General features: G+C 72.3%; 18 protein-coding genes. 9 read left to right on the top strand and 9 right to left on the bottom strand.

The window, feature by feature from the left end; genetic code table 11:
* The coding region (locus ACGFZN_RS23070) for a hypothetical protein (protein WP_393860341.1) at nt 1–189 on the top strand (189 nt) is incomplete at its 5' end.
* Nucleotides 186–1,358 carry an exo-alpha-sialidase gene (locus tag ACGFZN_RS23075; protein WP_393860342.1) on the top strand — a complete coding sequence of 391 codons (1,173 nt, stop codon included), beginning with the start codon at nt 186–188 and terminating at the stop codon, nt 1,356–1,358. The genes ACGFZN_RS23070 and ACGFZN_RS23075, both read left to right, overlap by 4 nt.
* Here the strand turns inward: ACGFZN_RS23075 and ACGFZN_RS23080 are convergent.
* The 5 genes from ACGFZN_RS23080 to ACGFZN_RS23100 are packed head-to-tail and all read right to left on the bottom strand — an operon-like array spanning nt 1,355 to nt 7,876.
* A complete protein-coding gene (locus ACGFZN_RS23080; RefSeq protein ID WP_393860343.1) occupies nt 1,355–2,281 on the bottom strand; it encodes a dihydrodipicolinate synthase family protein in 927 nt (308 codons plus the stop codon). The two genes, ACGFZN_RS23075 and ACGFZN_RS23080, sit on opposite strands and share 4 nt — an antisense overlap.
* Nucleotide 2,282: 1 nt before the next feature.
* Nucleotides 2,283–3,296: an oligopeptide/dipeptide ABC transporter ATP-binding protein gene (locus tag ACGFZN_RS23085; RefSeq protein WP_393860344.1), complete on the bottom strand. Its 1,014-nt coding sequence runs from the start codon at nt 3,294–3,296 to the stop codon at nt 2,283–2,285.
* On the bottom strand, nt 3,293–5,275 hold the full coding sequence (locus tag ACGFZN_RS23090) for a dipeptide/oligopeptide/nickel ABC transporter permease/ATP-binding protein (RefSeq protein WP_393860345.1): 1,983 nt from the start codon (nt 5,273–5,275) through the stop codon (nt 3,293–3,295). Before ACGFZN_RS23090 ends, ACGFZN_RS23085 begins: the two co-directional genes overlap by 4 nt.
* On the bottom strand, nt 5,275–6,231 hold the full coding sequence (locus tag ACGFZN_RS23095) for an ABC transporter permease (RefSeq protein ID WP_393860346.1): 957 nt from the start codon (nt 6,229–6,231) through the stop codon (nt 5,275–5,277). Before ACGFZN_RS23095 ends, ACGFZN_RS23090 begins: the two co-directional genes overlap by 1 nt.
* Nucleotides 6,232–6,235: 4 nt before the next feature.
* Nucleotides 6,236–7,876: an ABC transporter substrate-binding protein gene (locus ACGFZN_RS23100; RefSeq protein WP_393860347.1), complete on the bottom strand. Its 1,641-nt coding sequence runs from the start codon at nt 7,874–7,876 to the stop codon at nt 6,236–6,238.
* Nucleotides 7,877–8,109: 233 nt separating this feature from the next.
* Here ACGFZN_RS23100 and ACGFZN_RS23105 point away from each other — a divergent pair, with 233 nt between their 5' ends.
* From ACGFZN_RS23105 to ACGFZN_RS23125, 5 genes are all read left to right on the top strand, one after another.
* Nucleotides 8,110–8,925: a hypothetical protein gene (locus ACGFZN_RS23105; protein ID WP_393860348.1), complete on the top strand. Its 816-nt coding sequence runs from the start codon at nt 8,110–8,112 to the stop codon at nt 8,923–8,925.
* A gap of 214 nt (nt 8,926–9,139) precedes the next feature.
* Nucleotides 9,140–9,886, top strand: coding sequence for a DNA repair protein RecO (gene recO / locus ACGFZN_RS23110; protein ID WP_132783564.1), 747 nt, complete (start codon nt 9,140–9,142; stop codon nt 9,884–9,886).
* A 38-nt stretch (nt 9,887–9,924) separates the two neighbouring features.
* Nucleotides 9,925–10,773, top strand: a complete 849-nt coding sequence (locus ACGFZN_RS23115) for an isoprenyl transferase (protein WP_393860349.1) — start codon at nt 9,925–9,927, stop codon at nt 10,771–10,773.
* Between the two features lie 63 nt (nt 10,774–10,836).
* The gene (locus ACGFZN_RS23120; protein ID WP_393860350.1) at nt 10,837–12,177 is read left to right on the top strand and encodes a histidine-type phosphatase; all 1,341 of its coding nucleotides are present in this window, start codon (nt 10,837–10,839) and stop codon (nt 12,175–12,177) included.
* 35 nt (nt 12,178–12,212) lie between these two features.
* A complete protein-coding gene (locus tag ACGFZN_RS23125; protein WP_393860351.1) occupies nt 12,213–12,731 on the top strand; it encodes a YcxB family protein in 519 nt (172 codons plus the stop codon).
* 57 nt (nt 12,732–12,788) lie between these two features.
* On the opposite strand, the gene ACGFZN_RS23130 is transcribed toward ACGFZN_RS23125, so the two are convergent.
* The 4 genes from ACGFZN_RS23130 to ACGFZN_RS23145 form a co-directional block, all read right to left on the bottom strand.
* On the bottom strand, nt 12,789–13,199 hold the full coding sequence (locus ACGFZN_RS23130) for a transcriptional repressor (RefSeq protein WP_361979185.1): 411 nt from the start codon (nt 13,197–13,199) through the stop codon (nt 12,789–12,791).
* A 64-nt stretch (nt 13,200–13,263) separates the two neighbouring features.
* The gene (locus ACGFZN_RS23135; protein WP_393860352.1) at nt 13,264–14,166 is read right to left on the bottom strand and encodes a metal ABC transporter permease; all 903 of its coding nucleotides are present in this window, start codon (nt 14,164–14,166) and stop codon (nt 13,264–13,266) included.
* Nucleotides 14,166–14,936 carry a metal ABC transporter ATP-binding protein gene (locus ACGFZN_RS23140; protein WP_393860353.1) on the bottom strand — a complete coding sequence of 257 codons (771 nt, stop codon included), beginning with the start codon at nt 14,934–14,936 and terminating at the stop codon, nt 14,166–14,168. The genes ACGFZN_RS23135 and ACGFZN_RS23140 overlap by 1 nt, the downstream gene beginning before the upstream one ends.
* An 11-nt stretch (nt 14,937–14,947) precedes the next feature.
* Nucleotides 14,948–15,907 carry a metal ABC transporter substrate-binding protein gene (locus ACGFZN_RS23145; RefSeq protein WP_393860354.1) on the bottom strand — a complete coding sequence of 320 codons (960 nt, stop codon included), beginning with the start codon at nt 15,905–15,907 and terminating at the stop codon, nt 14,948–14,950.
* A 196-nt stretch (nt 15,908–16,103) separates the two neighbouring features.
* Here ACGFZN_RS23145 and ACGFZN_RS23150 point away from each other — a divergent pair, with 196 nt between their 5' ends.
* Both ACGFZN_RS23150 and ACGFZN_RS23155 read left to right on the top strand, forming a co-directional pair.
* On the top strand, nt 16,104–17,486 hold the full coding sequence (locus ACGFZN_RS23150; RefSeq protein WP_393860355.1) for a glycine--tRNA ligase: 1,383 nt from the start codon (nt 16,104–16,106) through the stop codon (nt 17,484–17,486).
* A 253-nt stretch (nt 17,487–17,739) separates the two neighbouring features.
* Nucleotides 17,740–18,705: lysozyme (locus ACGFZN_RS23155; RefSeq protein WP_393860356.1), on the top strand; the 966-nt coding region annotated here is incomplete at its 3' end.

Below are 18,705 nucleotides of genomic sequence, written 5' to 3' on the forward strand. Positions count from 1 at the left end.
ACACCGAGAAGCCGCCTCCTGCTCACCGCGCTCGTGCTCCTCGCCTCGCTCACCGTCCGCCCGCCCGCGGCGGCCTTCGCCGAGCCGCGCACCGGCCGGGAGGCCGTCGGTCTCGCCCGCGGCGCACGCGCCGACGCGGCCGTCGGTTACCCGTCCGGGGCGCCGGCGCCGGGGAACATGGGCGGGTGACACCGAGAAGCCGCCTCCTGCTCACCGCGCTCGTGCTCCTCGCCTCGCTCACCGTCCGCCCGCCCGCGGCGGCCTTCGCCGAGCCGCGCACCGGCTGCGCCGGGTCGCTGCCGTACGTCTCCGGCCGCGGCGGCTACGCCGTCTACCGCATCCCCGCCCTGGTGCGCACCCGGCACGGCACCCTCCTGGCCTTCGCCGAGGGGCGGCGCGGCGGCCCGGCGGACACCGGCGCCATCGACGTCGTGCTGCGCCGCTCCACCGACGGCGGCTGCACCTGGGGTCCGCTGACCGTGGTGGCCGCCGGGCACGGCGACACCCGCGGCAACCCGGCGCCGGTCGTGGACCCGCGCACCGGCGCCGTCGTCCTGGTGACCTGCGCCAACAGCGGCAGGCTGACGGAGGAGCAGATCCGGCGCGGTGCGGGGGAGCGCCGGGTGTTCGTGCAGCGCAGCCGGGACGACGGCCGGCACTTCACCCCGCCGGTGGACATCACGGCGTCGGTGAAGCGGCCCGGCTGGACCTGGTATGCCACCGGCCCCGGCCACGCCGTCGCCCTCACCCGGGGCAGCCACGCCGGCCGGCTGCTGGTCCCCGCCGACCACTCCACCGGCCCCGGCTCCCCGTCCGACGGCGGCCACGCCCTCTACAGCGACGACGGCGGCCGCACCTGGCACCTCGGCTTCGTGACCGGGCCGCACGGCGGCGCGATCCGCCCCAACGAGACGACCGCCGCCCAACTCCCCGACGGCCGCGTCTACTTCAACGCCCGCGACCAGTACGGCAGCGCGCCGGGCAACCGTCTCGACACCTACTCCTCCGACGGCGGCGCCACCCTCGACCGCCCCTACGCCGTCCAGCCCAGCCTGAACGCCGTCCCGGTCGTCCAGGGCAGCCTCCTCCAGCTCCGCGGGCGCCGGGCCCCGCTGCTCTTCTCCGCCCCCTCCACGCCGACCGCCCGCCGTGCCCTGGCGATCTGGTCGAGCACGGACGCCGGCCGCACCTTCACCCGACTGCTCACCCTCTCGAACCGTCCGGCCGCCTACTCCGACCTGGTCCAGCTCGGACACGGCAAGGTCGGCGTCCTGTACGAGACGGGCGCCGAGCACGCCTACGACACCCTGGAGTTCCGTGAACTGGCCGTGCCGGAGCGCCAGGTCGACAGGGCCTAGAGCAGCCCCGCCGCCGCGAGGAACTTCCCGACCCGCTCCACCTCGTCTCCCGACAGCGGCACCTGCGGCTCCGCCGTGGCCGGGCAGTCGATGACCCCCCGCAGATGCAGCGCCGCCTTGAACGCGCCCAGCGCCGACGAGCTGCCGCCCATCCGGGCCGGGTCCCCGGCCGTGACCATCCCGAACAGCGCGCACAGCCGCTCCTGCTCGGCCCGTGCGCCCTCGAAGTCGCCGGCGCGGCACATCCGGTACAGCCGCACGTACCCGTGCGGGTCGACGTTGGCCAGGCCCGGCACCGCCCCGTCGGCGCCCAGCATCAGCGCCGAGTCCACGACCAGCTCGGAGCCGGTGAGCGCGCTGAACCCGGGGTGCGCGCGGGCGCCGGTGACGATCTCCCGGAACGCGGCCAGGTCGCCGCTGGAGTCCTTGATCCCGGCCAGCACCCGGTCGGCGGCCAGGCCCAGCACCGCCTCGGCGGGGAGCTTGGTGTGCACGGCGACGGGGATGTCGTACGCGATGACCGGTACGTCGGACGCGGCGGCGATCCGGCGGTAGTGGTGGATGATCTCGGAGCGGTGGGTGCGGGCGTAGAACGGGGCCGTGACGACCACCGCCTCCGCTCCGGCCGCCGTCACCGCCGCGACGTGCTCCAGCACCCGCGGCGTCGTCATGTCGATGGCGCCGGCGAGGACCGGCAGCTGACCGCCCATGTGCGCCACCACGGCCTCCACCACCTGCCGGCGCTGCCGGTCCGTGAGGAACGCGGCCTCGGACGTCGACCCGAGCAGGAACAGCCCGTGCACCCCGCCCTCCACCAGATGGCCGACCAGCCTGAGCAGCGAGGGCACGTCCACCTCGCGGTCCGGCGTCAGGGGCGTGCAGACGGGCGGGACGACACCGGTCAGCGGGGCGGGGAAGGGCATGTCAGGGCTCCTGGCGGGCTAGGTCTGCTAGGTCGCGGGTCGATTCCTCCTCCTGCACAGGATGGTGGCACCGGTAGCGGTGTCCGGGCCGTGACGCGGCCGAGAAGTCCGGCATCGCCTCGGTGCACAGCCCGTCCGCCTTCCAGCAGCGGGTGCGGAACGGGCAGCCGCTCGGCGGCCGGGTCGCCGACGGCACCGGACCGGTCAGCGGGATCGGGTCGATCGGGTCCAGCAGGCCGGGCGTGGCGGAGAACAGGGCGCGGGTGTACGGGTGCCGGGCGGCGCCGGTGACCCGGTCCGCCGGGGCCTCCTCCACGATCCGGCCCAGGTACATGGTGATCACCCGGTCGCTCATCCGCCGTACCGTCTGGATGTCGTGCGAGACGAAGACCAGGGCGAGCCCGAGGCGCTCCTTCAGGTCCAGCAGGAGATTGAGGATCTGCGCGCGCACCGACACGTCGAGCGCGCTGGTCGGCTCGTCGGCGACGACCAGCGCCGGGTCCAGGGCGAGCGCGCGGGCGATGGCGACGCGCTGCCGCTGGCCGCCGGAGAGCTGACCGGGCAGCGCCTCCGCGAGGGCCCGGGGCAGACCGACGAGCGCCATCAACTCCCGTACCCGGTCCTCCCGTTCGGGCCGGGTGCCGCGCTGGTGCACGTCCAGCGGGTCGCGCAGGATCCGCCGTACCGTCAGCCGCCGGTTCAGCGCCGTCGACGGGTCCTGGAAGACCATGCCGACGCCCGCGCCGACCATGGCCCGGCGCTCGGCGGGCGGCATCGTCCACAGGTCCCGCCCGCGGAACGCCACCGTCCCGGACGTCGGCCGCTGCACGCCGACCAGCACCCGCGCCAGCGTGGACTTCCCGCACCCCGACTCGCCGACCACGCCCACCGTCTCCCCGGCGGCCACGGTGAGGCCGGCGCCGGTCAGGGCGTACACCCGGTCGCGGCGGAACAGTCCGCCGCTGCGGGCCTTGTGCACGACATGGACGTCCCGGACCTCGACGACGGCGTTCACTGCAGGGCCCCCTCCACGGATACGGCCGGATGGTGGCAGGCGGCCGTGTGGGCGGCCGTACCGGTGAGGACGGGCGCCCGGTCGTGGCACACCTCGGTCGCCAGCGGGCAGCGGTCGGCGAAGCGGCAGCCCGCCGGGAAGTCGGCCGGGGCGGGGACGACCCCCTTGATCTGCGTCATCCGCTCCTCGGCCGACTCCAGCGACAGCACGCTGCCGAGCAGCCCCCGCGTGTAGTGGTGGGCCGGCGCCGCCACCAGCTCGGCGGTCACCCCGCTCTCCACGATCTGCCCGCCGTACATCACCACCACCCGGTCGGTGACGTCGGCGACCAGCGCCAGATCGTGCGAGACCAGGATCAGCGCGAACCCCAGCTCCTCGCGCAGCCGCAGCAGCAGCTCCATCACCTGCGCCTGCACGGTGGCGTCCAGGGCGGTCGTCGGCTCGTCGGCGACGATCAGCCGGGGTTCGCGGGACAGCGCCATGGCGATCAGCACACGCTGCCGCTGCCCGCCGGACAGCTCGTGCGGATAGCTGCGCAGCGTGCGCTCCGGGTCCAGGCCGACCAGCTCCAGCAGCTCGGCCGGACCGCGCCGGCCGCCCCGCCGCACGAGCTGCTTCAGCTGGGCGCGGATCGTCATCGCCGGGTTCAGCGAGGACAGGGCGTCCTGGTAGACCATCGCCATCTCGTGCCCGAGCAGCCGCCGCCGCACCCGCATCGGCTCGGCGAGCAGCTCCCGCTGCCGGAACCGCACCTGGCCGCCGACCCGCGCACCCCTCGGCTGGAGCCCCATGACGGTGAGCGCGGTCAGCGACTTGCCGCACCCCGATTCGCCCACCAGGCCGAGCACTTCACCCGGGTACACCTCGAAGCCGACCCCGGCGACGACGTCCACGCCCCGGTGCCGGTCCGGGAAGCCGATGGTGAGGTTCTCCACCGCGAGCACCGGCTGCGCGGAGGCGTCGGGGCGGGGCCGGGCGCGGGCGCGCAGCCGCCGGGCGGCCTCGGTCAGGCCGGGCAGCCGCAGCACCTCCCCGCTCCCGGGCTCGGGGGCCTGCAGCCGGTCCGTCGCGCCTGCCCCCTCCGGGCGCGCCTCCACCTCACGGGCGGCCGGCGCCGCCCAGGCGTCCGACAGGCCCTCGGAGAGGATGTTCAGCGACAGCACGGTCAGCAGGATCAGCAGCCCGGGGAAGACGGTCGCCCACCAGCCGCCGGTCAGCACCATGTTCTTGCCGTCGGCGATGACACTGCCCCAGGACGGGTCCGGCGGCCGGACCCCGGCGCCGATGAAGGACAGCGACGCCTCGAACACGATCGCCTCGGCGACCTGCACGGTGCAGAACACCAGCACCGGGGCGGCGCAGTTGACGGCCACGTGCCGCAGCACGATGTGCGGGGTGCGGGCGCCGATCACCCGCTCGGCGGTGACGTAGTCCTCGCCGTACTGGTCGAGGACGTTCGCCCGTACGACCCGGGCGACGGGCGGCGTGAACAGGAAGGCGATGGCGCAGATCAGCACCCCGATCCCGCCGCCGAACACCGCGACCAGCACGGCCGCGAGCGCGATGCCCGGGAACGCCATCACCACGTCCAGGCAGCGCATCAGCGTCTCGTCGACCGCCTTGCGGGAGGTGGCCGCGAGCGCGCCGAGCACGGCGCCGGCGACCAGGGCCAGCGCGGTCGCGCCCAGCCCGATCGCCAGCGACCACCGGGCGCCGTACATCAGCCGGCTCAGGATGTCCCGGCCGAGGCTGTCCTGCCCCAGCCAGTGCGCGGCGGACGGATGCCCGGAGCCGCCGGCCGGCTCCTGCTGGTCCAGCGGGTCGTCCGGGGCGAGCAGCGGGGCCAGTACGGCGGCCAGGAGGACGACGGCCAGGAAGCAGACGGCGGCCTTCGACAGCGGCGGCAGCCGGCGCCAGGCCCGCAGCCGGACGCCGCCGGGCCGGGAGAGCCGCTCGGCAAGACGCGCGCGTGTGACCATCAGCCCGTCCTCAGACGTGGGTTGACCAGCAGATACAGGATGTCGATGACGAGATTGACGACGACGAACCCGGTGGCCGTGGTCAGGACCACGCCCTGCACCACCGCCGGGTCCCCGTTCTGCACGGCGTCGATCATCAGCTTGCCCATGCCGGGCAGTGAGAAGATCGTCTCGATGACGACGGCGCCGCCGAGCAGATAGCCGACCCGCAGCCCGAGCACGGTCAGCGGATTGACCAGGGCGTTGCGCAGCACGTTCCGGCCGACGACGACCCGGGGCGGCAGCCCGCTGCCGATCGCCGTCCGGACGTAGTCCTTGTCCAGTTCCTCCACCACCGAGGTCCGCACGATCCGCGTCAGCTGCGCGGCCACCGGCAGGGAAAGCGCGAAGGCGGGCAGGGCCATGGTCTTCAGCCAGCCGGTGAGCGAGTCGGCCGGGTTGATGTAGCCGCCGGTCGGGAACCAGCCCCGGTCCACCGCCAGGTACTGGATCATCAGCAGCGCCAGCCAGAAGCCGGGGGCGGCGACGCCGACCAGCGAGACGACGCGGATCACCTGGTCCGGGATCCGGTCCCGGTACACGGCGGCCGTCACCCCGCCCAGCAGCGCCAGCACCACCGCGAGGACCAGGCCGAGGAAGGTCAGCTGGAGGGTGAGCGGCAGCGCGGTGGTGACCTGGTCGGCCACGGGCGCGCGGGTCAGGGCGCTGGTGCCGAGGTCGCCGTGGAGGAGGGCGCCGACGAAGTGGACGTACCGCACCGGGAGCGGATCGAGCAGGCCGTTGCGCTCCCGGAAGTCGTGCAGCTGCTGCGGGGTCGGATTGGCGCCCTGGAAGAACGCGGACGCGGGGTCGACGTCCGAGAACCGCATCACCAGGAACACGAACAGCACGATCCCGAGCATCAGCGGCACGAGCAGGGCGATGCGCCGGACCAGGATCCGTGCGGCGGCCGTCATGCCGTCAGACCCACTTCGCCTGGAGCAGGTTGACGCCCGGGTACGGCTGGGCCCTTATCCCGGTGAGCTTGCGGGGGTCCCAGGCGGTCATCAGCTCGTTGTGCACCACCGGGTACAGCACGGCCTGCTCGGCGACGACGTCGATGTAGTCCTGGATCATCGCCTTCTTCTTCTGCGGGTCAGGCTCCCGGGTCGCCCGGTCCATGTCCTTGAAGAGCTGTCTGGCGACGGGGTCGCCGGCCCACCGGGTGTACTGCATCCACAGGTTCTGCGGCCCGTAGTTGTAGTGCATGATCAGGTCGGCGTCGAGCCCGAACTGGTTGGGGTTGGAGGCGGCGGCGACGACCTGGTAGTCCTGCTTCTGGTCCATCTTGGTGAACACGGCCGTGGTCTCCTGCGGCGCCAGCGTCGTGTGCACGCCGACGGCGTCCCAGGAGGCCTTGATGGTCGGCAGGCAGTCGACGATCCAGCTGACGTTGACCGCGAGGATCTCGACCCTGAGATCGCTCACCCCGGCCGCCTTGAGGAGGGCCTTGGCCTTGTCCGGGTCGTAGTCGTAGACGGTCCTGGCGCGCCGGTAGGCGGGGTTGCCCTCGTTGAGGAAGGAGGACGCGGGCTTGCCGTGCCCCTTGAGGGCGACCTGCACCATCTTCTCGGTGTCGATGGCGTAGTGCAGGGCCTGCCGCACCCGCACGTCGTCGAAGGGCTTGTGCCGGGTGTTGAACATCAGGAACAGGTTGTTCATCCCGGCGCCGCCGGCGACCTTCAGCCCGCTCTGCTCCAGCCGCGCGATGTTGGCGTACGGGATGTTGTCGGCGATCTGCGCCCCCGCGTCCGACCCGGAGATCTTCGCGACGCGCGGCGCGGCGTCGACGATGGTCAGCCAGTTCATGCGCTTGAAGGCGGGCGGGCGCGGGCCGTTGTAGCCGGCGTACGCCTCGAAGGCGGTGTTGGACTTCGGGTGGTGCGCGGTCTGCCGGTACGGTCCCGAGCCGACCGCCAGCCCCTTGACGGCGTCGTCCCAGGCGCCGGGCTCGGAGAACACGTGCTTCGGCATGACCTTGGCCAGCGTGAGCCGCGAAAGCCCGTCCGGGAAGGGGAACTTGAGCACCAGCTCGACGGTGCGCGCGTCGACCTTCCTGACACCGTCCAGCCAGCTTGCGAAGAAGCCCTTGGCGAGGGTCTGGGTCTTCGGGTCGAGGATCCGGTCGAAGACGAACACGACGTCGTCGGCGGTGACGGGCTTGCCGTCGTGGAAGGTGGCGCCGGAGCGCAGCGTGAACCGCCAGGTGGTGGCGTCCGGGTCCTTCGGCACCTCGGTGCCGAGCGCCGGATACGGCGCCCGGGTGATCGGGTCGGTGTCCAGCAGCCCCTCGTAGATGTGGTTGTTGGCGGCCATGCAGAACGCCGACGCCGTCTGCGTCGGATCCCAGCTGCCGTCGTTGCCGTAGCCGATCACGGCGGTCAGCGTCCGGTTTTTGCCGCCGCCCCCGCCTCCGGTGTCGTTCGTCGACTGCGGCCCGGCCGAGCACGCGGTCAGCGCCGGCGGCAGCAGGGCGGCCGCACCGAGCGCACCGGTGCAGGTGAGGAACTGCCGGCGGCGCGGTGCCGGTGCGCCGGGCTCGGGTGTCACGTCGTCGCGCACGGGTCCTCCAACGAGTCGGGGGGCGGGAGGGTGAGGCGGGGGTGGGAGATACGACGTCCTACGTCCTACGTCCGGCCGGTAGCGCGACCATAGGAGGGGGCGTGGGGGTGGTCAAGACGGCGTACACGGATGGGTGAGCTGCCAGTGGTCGGCACCACTGACGGCTCCGGCTCCCGTCCGCCCGCCGGAAACCGGCGAGCGCGCGACCGGGCCCGGATGCGACCTTGACCCGCGTGAACGACACCACTCCCTACGACGAGGCGCGCGGCACCTACACCCGGGAGGCGCTCGCCCGCCTGGTTCTCAGCAGCGCGGCGCACGGACTCGCCGACACCGCCCGCGAACTGGTGCCGACGCGCCACGACGCCTACGCCGGGCCGGGCGGCCGGGTCAGCGAGGCGCGCACGCTGGTCGGGCCGGCCGAGGAGCTGCTCACGAGGGCCGTCGTGTACGAGCGGGAACGCGGCGCTTCCTGGGCGGACATCGCCCGTTACCTCGGCGTGGACGCACGGGAGGCAAAGGAGCGGTACGCACCAGAACTCGCCCGGTGGCAGGAGGCGTTCGAGGCGCCGTACCGCCCCGACGAGACCGGCCGCAAGCGGATCCCGCAACTCCCGGTCGCCGCGTACGACCCCGACCGTGCCGTGAGCCGGCTCGACGGCTGGGCCTGGCTGTACGTCACCATCCGCGACCGGCACGCGGTCAGCGCCGGCCTGCGCCGGACCGGCCCGCCGGCCGAGCAGACGTACCCGGAGACCGAGCCGGACGAGATCACCGGTACCGTACGGCGCCCTGCCCTGCGCCGCTTCCTCGCGCTCCTCGCCTCCTGCACCGGCGCGGAGTTCGAGGCCGCCGACTGGGAGCGGACCGAGCGCAACCTGACCGGCGCCGCCCCCTGGACCCACCCCGTCACCGGCTCCACGGCGACCCTCCGGGCCCGCCTCGCCCCTGCCGCCTCGACCGACGTGATCTCGGTCACCATCACCGGCGTCCACCTCGTGGAACACCACCTGAGGATCACCACCCTGCTGGACGCGTTCGCGTCCTGAGGACCGCCCGCCCCTGCCGAGCGGATGGGCGCTTCGTGTAGCGAGGACCGCCCGTCCCCGCGAGCGGATGGGCGACAATGGGCTCCATGAGTCTGTTCCGCGACGACGGCATCGTGCTGCGCACCCAGAAGCTGGGTGAGGCGGACCGGATCATGCTGTGCCGTTCCGGGGGGCGACCCCCGGGCCCCCGGCCGGTGGATAGCGGGGGGCGGTTGTGAGTCTGTTCCGGGATGACGGCATCGTGCTGCGCACCCAGAAGCTGGGTGAGGCCGACCGGATCATCACGTTGCTCACGCGGGGGCACGGGCGGGTGCGGGCGGTGGCCCGGGGTGTGCGGCGGACGAAGTCGAAGTTCGGGGCCCGGCTGGAGCCGTTCTCGCACGTCGACGTGCAGTTCTTCGCGCGGGGGAGCGAGCTGGTCGGGCGGGGGCTGCCGCTGTGCACGCAGAGTGAGACCATCGCGCCGTACGGCGGCGGGATCGTCACCGACTATGCGCGCTACACCGCCGGGACGGCCATGCTGGAGACCGCCGAGCGGTTCACCGACCACGAGGGCGAGCCGGCCGTGCAGCAGTATCTGCTGCTCGTGGGCGCCCTGCGGACCCTCGCCCGGGGCGAACACGCGCCCCATCTCGTGCTCGACGCCTTCCTGCTCCGCTCCCTCGCCGTGAACGGCTACGCCCCGAGCTTCGGCGACTGCGCCAAGTGCGGCATGCCCGGACCGAACCGGTTCTTCTCGGTGGCCTCCGGCGGTTCCGTCTGCGCCGACTGCCGGGTGCCCGGCAGTGTCGTACCGTCGCCGCAGACCCTGGTGCTGCTCGGCGCGCTGCTTACGGGAGACTGGGAGACGGCGGATGCCTGCGAGGCGCGGTACGTCCGCGAGGGCAGCGGGCTGGTGTCCGCCTACCTGCACTGGCATCTGGAGCGCGGGCTGCGTTCGCTCAGATACGTCGAGAAGTAGTCCGCTCCGGTACGAAGCAAGAGGGAGACGAGGAGCACATGGCCGTACGCGGGATCCTGGGGCGCCAGCGGCGCGAGTACAAGGCGCCGGAGCCGCACCCCTCGGGTGCGCGCGCGCCGAAGCTCCCGGGAGAGCTGGTCCCGAACCATGTGGCGATCGTCATGGACGGCAACGGCCGCTGGGCGAAGGAGCGCGGGCTGCCCCGCACCGAGGGGCACAAGGTCGGCGCCGAGCGGGTGCTCGACGTGCTCCAGGGCTCCATCGAGGTCGGCGTCCGCAACATCTCCCTGTACGCCTTCTCCACCGAGAACTGGAAGCGGTCGCCCGACGAGGTCCGCTTCCTGATGAACTTCAACCGCGACTTCATCCGCAGGACCCGCGACCAGCTCGACGAGCTGGGGGTCCGGGTGCGCTGGGTGGGCCGGATGCCCAGGCTGTGGAAGTCCGTCGCCAAGGAGTTGCAGATCGCCCAGGAGCAGACCAAGGGCAACGACCTGCTCACGCTGTACTTCTGCATGAACTACGGCGGCCGGGCCGAGATCGCCGACGCGGCGAAGGCGCTGGCCGAGGACGTCGCGGCGGGGCGGCTGGACCCGTCGAAGGTCACCGAGAAGACCATCCAGAAGTACCTGTACTACCCGGACATGCCGGACGTGGACCTCTTCCTGCGTCCCAGCGGGGAGCAGCGCACCTCCAACTACCTGCTGTGGCAGAGCGCGTACGCCGAGATGGTCTTCCAGGACGTGCTCTGGCCCGACTTCGACCGCCGTGACCTGTGGCGGGCCTGCGTCGAATTCGCCTCCCGCGACCGGCGGTTCGGCGGTGCCGTGCCCAACGAGCAACTGCTCGCCATGGAGGCCGCGATGAAGGGCGACTCCACCTCGTAGCCATCGGCGGTTCATCCGGGCGGCGCGGGCCGGTTCATCCGGGGCGCCGAGGATGCGGGACTCATGAGACGTCTCACCCCTGTCCTCGCCCTCGGCGCCCTGCTGCTCACCGCGCTGCCCGCGCACGCCGCCCCGGACGGCGGTCCCGCGCACCGCGAGAGCTACGGCACCAAGGCGCCGTACGAGCCCGGGCAGAACCCGCGCGGCTACCAGCGGCCCCCGGCCGGTTACGTCCCCGTCTTCACCGAGAACGTCTCCCGGCACGGCTCCCGCGCGGCGACCGACGGCGGGGACGCCGGCCTGATCCTCCCGCTGTGGGACAAGGCCCGGGAGGAGGGCCGGCTCACCGCCGGGGGCGAGAAGTTCGGGCCGGTCGTGCGGGCGCTGACGGCCGCCATGGAGAAGACCGGGTACGGCGATCTCAGCGGTCGCGGCCGGCAGGAGATGCGGGACACCGCGACGCGCACCGAGCAGCGGCTGCCCACCCTGTTCCGGGACATCGCCGACCGCGGCGAGAAGATCGACGTGGTCAGCTCCGGGCAGGGGCGGGCCGTGGACAGCGCCGGGGAGTACACGGCCGCGCTGGCCGCCGCCGCCCCGGCGCTGAAGCCGCTGATCGGGCCGACCCGCACCGACAGGGACCTGCTGTACTTCCACAAGGCGGCGGGCGGCGCCGCGTACCGGGACTACCTCGCCAACGACCAGCGCCTGAAGGACACCCTGGCGGCGGTCACCGACCAGCCCCGGACGCACGAGGCCGCGCGCAGTGTCCTGCGGCGGCTGTTCACGGCGCCTTTCGTCGACGGGATCACCGACCAGGTCGGCGCCGCGCAGGCCGTCTACAACCTGTACGCCATCGCGCCCGCCATGATCCAGGAGAGCCCCGACCCGGACGGCAGGGGCTGGGACATGGGCCGCTTCGTCTCCCGCTCGGACGCGGCCTGGTTCGGATACCTCTCGGACGCGGAGGACTTCTACGAGAAGGGCCCCGGCTTCGCCGGCAGCGACATCACCTACAAGATGGCCGGCGTCCTGCTGGACGACTTCTTCCGCCAGGTCGAGGCCAAGCGCGCCGGCACCGGCGACCTCGGCGCCGAGCTGCGCTTCACCCACGCCGAGGAGATCATCCCGCTGGCCGCGCTGATGGGCCTGCCGGGCAGCACGGAACCGGCGACGCCGGCGCAGCCGTACACCTACGCCGACAACCCCTGGCGCGGCGCCTCGGTCGCCCCGCTGGGCGCGAACATCCAGTGGGACGTGTACGAGAAGGACGGCCGCTACCTGGTGCGCATGCTCTACAACGAGCGCGAGACGCCGTTCAGGGCGGGTTGCCGTCCCGTCGCCAAGGGCAGCGCGTTCTACGACCTGGACGAGCTGGAGCGCTGCTTCGGCCGCACCGCCTGATCACCTTCGGGGGAACGGCTGTACGATCCCGCCTCATGGTCATGGACATGGGGCGGGAGACCGCTCATGAGGCCGTGGAGCTGGCGTACCGGCCGACCGCGCGTGACTTCACCAAGGCACTCTGGGTGCGCCGCAGGATGACCTGGTGGGACCGGAACACGCTGGGGGTCGCACTCGCCGCCCTGCTGTGGACCGGGTTCCTCGCCGCCGACGGCGTGGACGTGATCTCGGTCCTCGTCACCGGCTACCTGGCGCTGGGCCTCCTGCTGATGCCCCGGTTCCTGGGGCGGAGCCTGGCGCGGACCGCGGAGGTGAGCGGGGCGTGCCGTACGACGGTGTCGGACGCAGGGGTGACGGTCCGCGGGGACCACATCACCGTCGTGCAGGAGTGGGGGGCGCGGCCGTGCTACCGGGAGACACCGGAGATGTTCGTCCTCTTCAGCGGTGATCCCCAGGCGCGGTGCCTCACGCTGCTGCCGAAGCGGGGGCTGGCGGAGCCGTCGGACGCGGACCGCCTGCGGGAGATCCTGGACCGCCACATCACCCGCGTCTGACCGGAGCCGCGGGCCCCGGACGGCCCGCACCGCCGGCGGCGCCGCCCCGGCCGGTGGTCAGCTCTGGGCACAGTCGGCGCAGGTGCCGAAGATCTCCACCGTGTGGGCCACGTTGACGTACCCGTGTTCCGCCGCGATCGCCTCGGCCCACTTCTCCACGGCCGGCCCCTCGACCTCGACGGCCTTGCCGCAGGCCCGGCAGACGAGGTGGTGGTGGTGCTCGCCGGTGGAGCAGCGGCGGTAGACGGACTCGCCGTCGGAGGTGCGCAGGACGTCGACCTCGCCGGCCTCGGCGAGGGACTGGAGGGTGCGGTAGACCGTGGTGAGGCCGACCGAGTCGCCCTTGTGCTTGAGCATGTCGTGCAGTTCCTGCGCGCTGCGGAACTCCTCGACCTCGTCCAGGGCCGCCGCCACGGCTGCACGCTGACGGGTCGCGCGGCCCTTCACGGGCGGTCCAGCGGTCGTCACCGGGTGCCTCCTCACGTCTCGCTTCTGCCCGGGCGGCCATTGTGCCAGCCCGGGCTGTCGGCGGTCAGACGCCGATCTTGTCCCCGGCCTGTCTCGTGGCCGGAATCGTGCACTCGGCCGGGTCCGCCGCGGGCCGCGCCGCGGCGGCCGCACGGGCGCGGCGCCGGGCCAAGGGCGCGGCCAGGGCCGTCAGCGCGACGAACGCGGCGATGGTCAGCAGGACGATCGTCGCGCCGGGCGGGACGTCCTGGTAGTAGGAGGTGATCGTGCCGCTGACGGTCACGGCCACGCCGATCGCGACCGCGATCACGAAGGTCGCCGTGAAGCTGCGGGTGAGCTGCTGCGCCGCCGCCACCGGTACGACCATGAGCGCGGACACCAGCAGCAGGCCGACCACGCGCATGGCGACCGTGACCGTGACCGCCGCCGTGACCGCCGTCAGCAGGTTCAGGGCGCGCACCGGCAGGCCCGTGACCCGCGCGAACTCCTCGTCCTGGCTGACCGCGAACAGCTGGCGGCGCAGGCCGAGCGCGACCAGCACCACGAACGCGGCGAGCAGGCAGATCGCCGTCACGTCGGACTGCGACACGGTGGACAGCGAGCCGAACAGGTACGTCGTCAGGTTCGCGTTGGAGCCCGTCGGCGCGAGGTTGATGAACATCACGCCGCCGGCCATGCCGCCGTAGAAGAGCATGGCGAGCGCGATGTCGCCGCGGGTCTTTCCGTACCAGCGGATCAGTTCCATCAGGACCGCGCCGAGGACCGAGACGGCCGTCGCCATCCACACCGGGGAGGTGGAGAGCAGGAAGCCGAGGCCGACGCCGGTCATCGCGACGTGCCCGATGCCGTCGCCCATCAGGGCCTGGCGGCGCTGGACCAGGTAGATGCCGACCGCGGGCGCCGTGATGCCGACCAGGACGGCGGCGAGCAGCGCCCGCTGCATGAAGGCGTAGTTCAGGAAGTCCATCAGCTCAGCAGTCCTGTCCGCGGGGATTCGGCACCCGCCGGCGCGTGCGGGTGTACGTGGTCGTGGCCGGGCAGGGCGTGCTGGCCCACGGCCTTCGGCGGTGGGCCGTCGTGCAGCACGCAGCCGTCGCGCAGGACGACCGCCCGATCGATCAGGGGCTCCAGGGGGCCCAGTTCGTGCAGCACGAGCAGGACCGTCGTACCGGAGTCGACCTGCTGCCTCAGCGTGCGCGCGAGGACCTCCTGGCTGGCCAGGTCGACGCCCGCCATCGGCTCGTCCATGATCAGCAGCTCGGGCTCGGCGACGAGGGCGCGGGCGATCAGGACGCGCTGGTGCTGGCCGCCGGAGAGGGCGTTCACCGAGTCCTTGGCGCGGTCGGCCATCCCGACCAGCTCCAGGGCCCGCTGCACGGCCTCCCGGTCGGCCCTGCGGAAGACGCCGAAACGGGTGCGGGACAGGCGGCCCGAGGAGACGATCTCCGTCACCGTCGCCGGGACGCCGCCCGCGGCCGTCGTCCGCTGCGGTACGTAGCCCACGCGCGACCAGTCCCGGAAGGCGTGGCGCGGGGTGCCGAACAGCTCGATGGTGCCGCCGCTCGCCGGGACCTGGCCGATGATCGTGCGGATCGCCGTGGACTTGCCGGAGCCGTTGGCGCCGAGCAGCGCGACGACCTCGCCGCGGTGGACCGTGAGGTCTATGCCGCGCAGCACGGGCCGGGCGCCGAGTTCGGCGGTGACGCCCCGCAGGGATATGACGGGTTCGCCGGTCATCTCGTGTCCCTTCACTTCGCGCCGAGCGCCTGCCGGAGGGCCTTGAGGTTGGCCTCCTGGACGGAGAAGTAGTCCTTGCCGCGGGACTTGGCGGTGATGCCCTCGATCGGGTCGAGCACGTCGGTCCTCAGGCCGGCGTCGTGGGCGATGGTCTTCGCGGTCTTGTCGCTGACGAGCGTCTCGTAGAACACGGTGGAGACGCCGTCGGCCCTGGCCATCGTCTCCAGGTCCTTCACGCGGGCGGCGCTGGGCTCGGACTCGGGGTCGAGACCGCCGACGGCCTCCTCGGTCAGGCCGTAGCGCTCGGCGAGGTAGCCGAAGGCGGCGTGGGTGGTGATGAAGACCTTGGTCTTGGTGTGGGCGAGGCCGGTCCTGAACTGCCGGTCCAGGTCGTTCAGCCGCTTGACGAGGGCCGCGGTGTTCTTCTCGTAGTCGGCGGCGTGCTTCGGGTCGGCCTTCTCGAAGGCCTTGCCGACGCCCTCGGCGACCTGGGCATAGCGCACCGGGTCGAGCCAGATGTGCGGGTCCTTGCCCGCGGACTCCTCGCTCTTGTGGGTGTCGTGCGCCGCGGCGTGGCCGCCGACCTCGGTGCCGTGCTCCTCCAGCGTGGTGAGCGAGCCCGCGTCGATCTTGGTCTTGACCGGGGACTGGGCCACCGCGTCGTCGACGGAGGGCTGGAGGTTCCTCAGGTACAGCACCGCGTCGGAGTCCTGGAGCAGGGCGATCTGCCGGGGGCTGATCTCCAGGTCGTGCGGTTCCTGGCCGGGGGAGGTCAGACTGGTGACGTGGACGTGGTCCCCGCCGATGCGTTCGGCGAGGAAGGCCATCGGGTAGAACGACGCGACGACGTCGAACTTGCCGGTGTTCGCGGCCTCCGCGCCGGCGCCGGAGCATGCGGTGAGGGTGCCGAGGCCGAGGGCGGTCACGGCGGTGATCGCGGCGGCGGGTATGAGGCGGCGTCGTACGTTCATGACAGTCATTTTCAACTGACATGGAAACCGTTGTCAATAACGGTCGGTGAGAGGCCGGTGAGAGCCGGTGAGAGCCTGGGGGAGGCCCCTCGTGGAGGGGGGCCGATTTGGTCCGGGGGGAGCCTGCGCCGGTAACCTGAATCATTCGCTGGAAGCATCTCGCTTCAACGCCCGTCGTCGTAATGAAGAGAGCACCGTGGCCGCCGACAAGATCGACACCATCGTCAGCCTGAGCAAGCGCCGTGGCTTCGTTTTCCCGTGCAGTGAGATCTACGGCGGACAGCGCGCCGCCTGGGACTACGGACCGCTGGGTGTCGAGCTCAAGGAGAACATCAAGCGCCAGTGGTGGCGCTACATGGTGACGTCGCGCGAGGACGTCGTCGGTATCGACTCGTCCGTCATCCTGGCCTCCGAGGTGTGGGTCGCCTCCGGTCACGTCGCCACCTTCACGGACCCGCTGACCGAGTGCACCGCGTGTCACAAGCGGTTCCGCGCCGACCACCTCGAAGAGGCCTACGAGGAGAAGAAGGGCCACGCCCCGGCGAACGGCCTGGCCGACATCAACTGCCCGAACTGCGGCAACAAGGGCCAGTTCACCGAGCCCAAGCAGTTCTCCGGCCTGCTGTCGACGCACCTCGGCCCGACCCAGGACTCCGGCTCCGTCGCCTACCTGCGTCCGGAGACCGCCCAGGGCATCTTCACCAACTTCGCCCAGGTGCAGACCACCTCGCGCCGCAAGCCGCCGTTCGGCATCGCCCAGATGGGCAAGTCGTTCCGCAACGAGATCACGCCGGGCAACTTCATCTTCCGCACCCGCGAGTTCGAGCAGATGGAGATGGAGTTCTTCGTCAAGCCGGGCGAGGACGAGAAGTGGCACGAGTACTGGATGGAGCAGCGCTGGAACTGGTACACCGGCCTGGGTCTCCGGACTGAGAACATGCGCTGGTACGAGCACCCGAAGGAGAAGCTCTCCCACTACTCCAAGCGCACCGCCGACATCGAGTACCGCTTCCAGTTCGGCGGCTCGGAGTGGGGCGAGCTGGAGGGTGTCGCCAACCGCACCGACTACGACCTCGGCGCCCACTCCAAGGCCTCCGGCCAGGACCTGTCGTACTTCGACCAGGAGGCCGGCGAGCGCTGGACGCCGTACGTCATCGAGCCCGCGGCGGGTGTCGGCCGGACCATGCTGGCCTTCCTGCTCGACGCGTACGTCGAGGACGAGGCGCCGAACGCCAAGGGCAAGATGGAGAAGCGCACGGTGCTGCGCCTCGACCACCGGCTCGCCCCGGTGAAGGTGGCCGTCCTCCCGCTGTCCCGCAACCCCGAGCTGTCCCCGAAGGCCAAGGGCCTCGCCCAGGCGCTGCGGCAGCACTGGAACATCGAGTTCGACGACGCGGGCGCGATCGGCCGCCGCTACCGGCGCCAGGACGAGATCGGCACGCCGTACTGCGTGACCGTCGACTTCGACACGCTCGAGGACAACGCGGTCACGGTGCGCGAGCGCGACTCGATGAAGCAGGAGCGGGTGTCCCTCGACCAGATCGAGGGCTACCTCGCCGGACGCCTGGTCGGCTGCTAGTCCCACCGGCCCACCGCCTCGCCGGCCCCCGTCGGGGTTCCGCCCGGAACCCCGACGGGGGCCTTGGTGTGTGCGGCGGGACGAGGGGGAGGGCGCGAGGCCGCCGAGTCCGCCCGCTGAATCCGCTGGGGCGACTCGTTGCCGCAGTCGACTGTTCATGTCCGGACTGTTGCGGCCATGACAATCTACCCATGACAATCCACTCCTACGGTTTACGCGCGTCAACCCTTCCCTTCCGAGGAGTTGATCAGTCATGCCGTCCACCAGACTCCCGCGGTCAGCGGCGCCGGCCGGCGCGGCCGTCCTGCTGACCGCCTTGCTGACCCTGCTCTTCCTGCCCGCCACCGCCTCGGCCCGGCCCGCGGACCCCGCGGCGCACGGCGGGGACCGAGGCACCCCGGTGCGCATGACGCACCCCGAGGACGACTACGCCGGAGCCGGACTGCAACGTCTCGGCGCCGCACCGCGCGCCCTCGCCCCGGCCGCCGTCACCGGCACCGGCCCGGCCGGACTCGACGTCAGCGGCCACCAGGGCACCGTCGACTGGGCGTCCGTGAAGGCCGACGGCGCCGCCTTCGCCTACGTCAAGGCCACCGAGGGCACCACCTACACCAGCCCCGACTTCTCCCAGCAGTACAACGGCGCCTACAACGCGGGCCTGGTCCGCGGCGCCTACCACTTCGCCCTGCCCGGCAACTCCAGCGGTACGGCGCAGGCCGACTGGTTCACCGGCCACGGCGGCGGCTGGAGCGCCGACGGAAAGACCCTGCCGCCCGCGCTGGACATCGAGTACAACCCCTACGGGGCCACCTGCTACGGCCTGAGCCAGAGCGCGATGGTGTCCTGGATCCGGGACTTCAGCAACGAGGTGCACGCCCGCACCGGGCGCTACCCCACGATCTACACCACCACCGACTGGTGGACCACCTGCACCGGCGACTACAGCGGCTTCGGCGCGACCAACCCGCTCTGGATCGCCCGCTACGCGAGCAGCCCCGGCACGCTGCCGGCCGGCTGGTCGGCGCAGACCATCTGGCAGTACGCCGACTCCGGGATCTTCCCCGGCGACCAGGACACCTTCAACGGCACCGCCGCCCAGCTCCAGTCCTTCGCCCGCAGCGGTTACACGCCCCCGCCGAGCGCCGGCTGGCCCACCGTACGGCAGGGCGCCACCGGTGAACGCGTCAGGACCGTGCAGTACCTGCTGAACGCGCACGGC

Source organism: Streptomyces sp. NPDC048192 (assembly GCF_043202415.1).
Classification (GTDB): domain Bacteria; phylum Actinomycetota; class Actinomycetes; order Streptomycetales; family Streptomycetaceae; genus Streptomyces.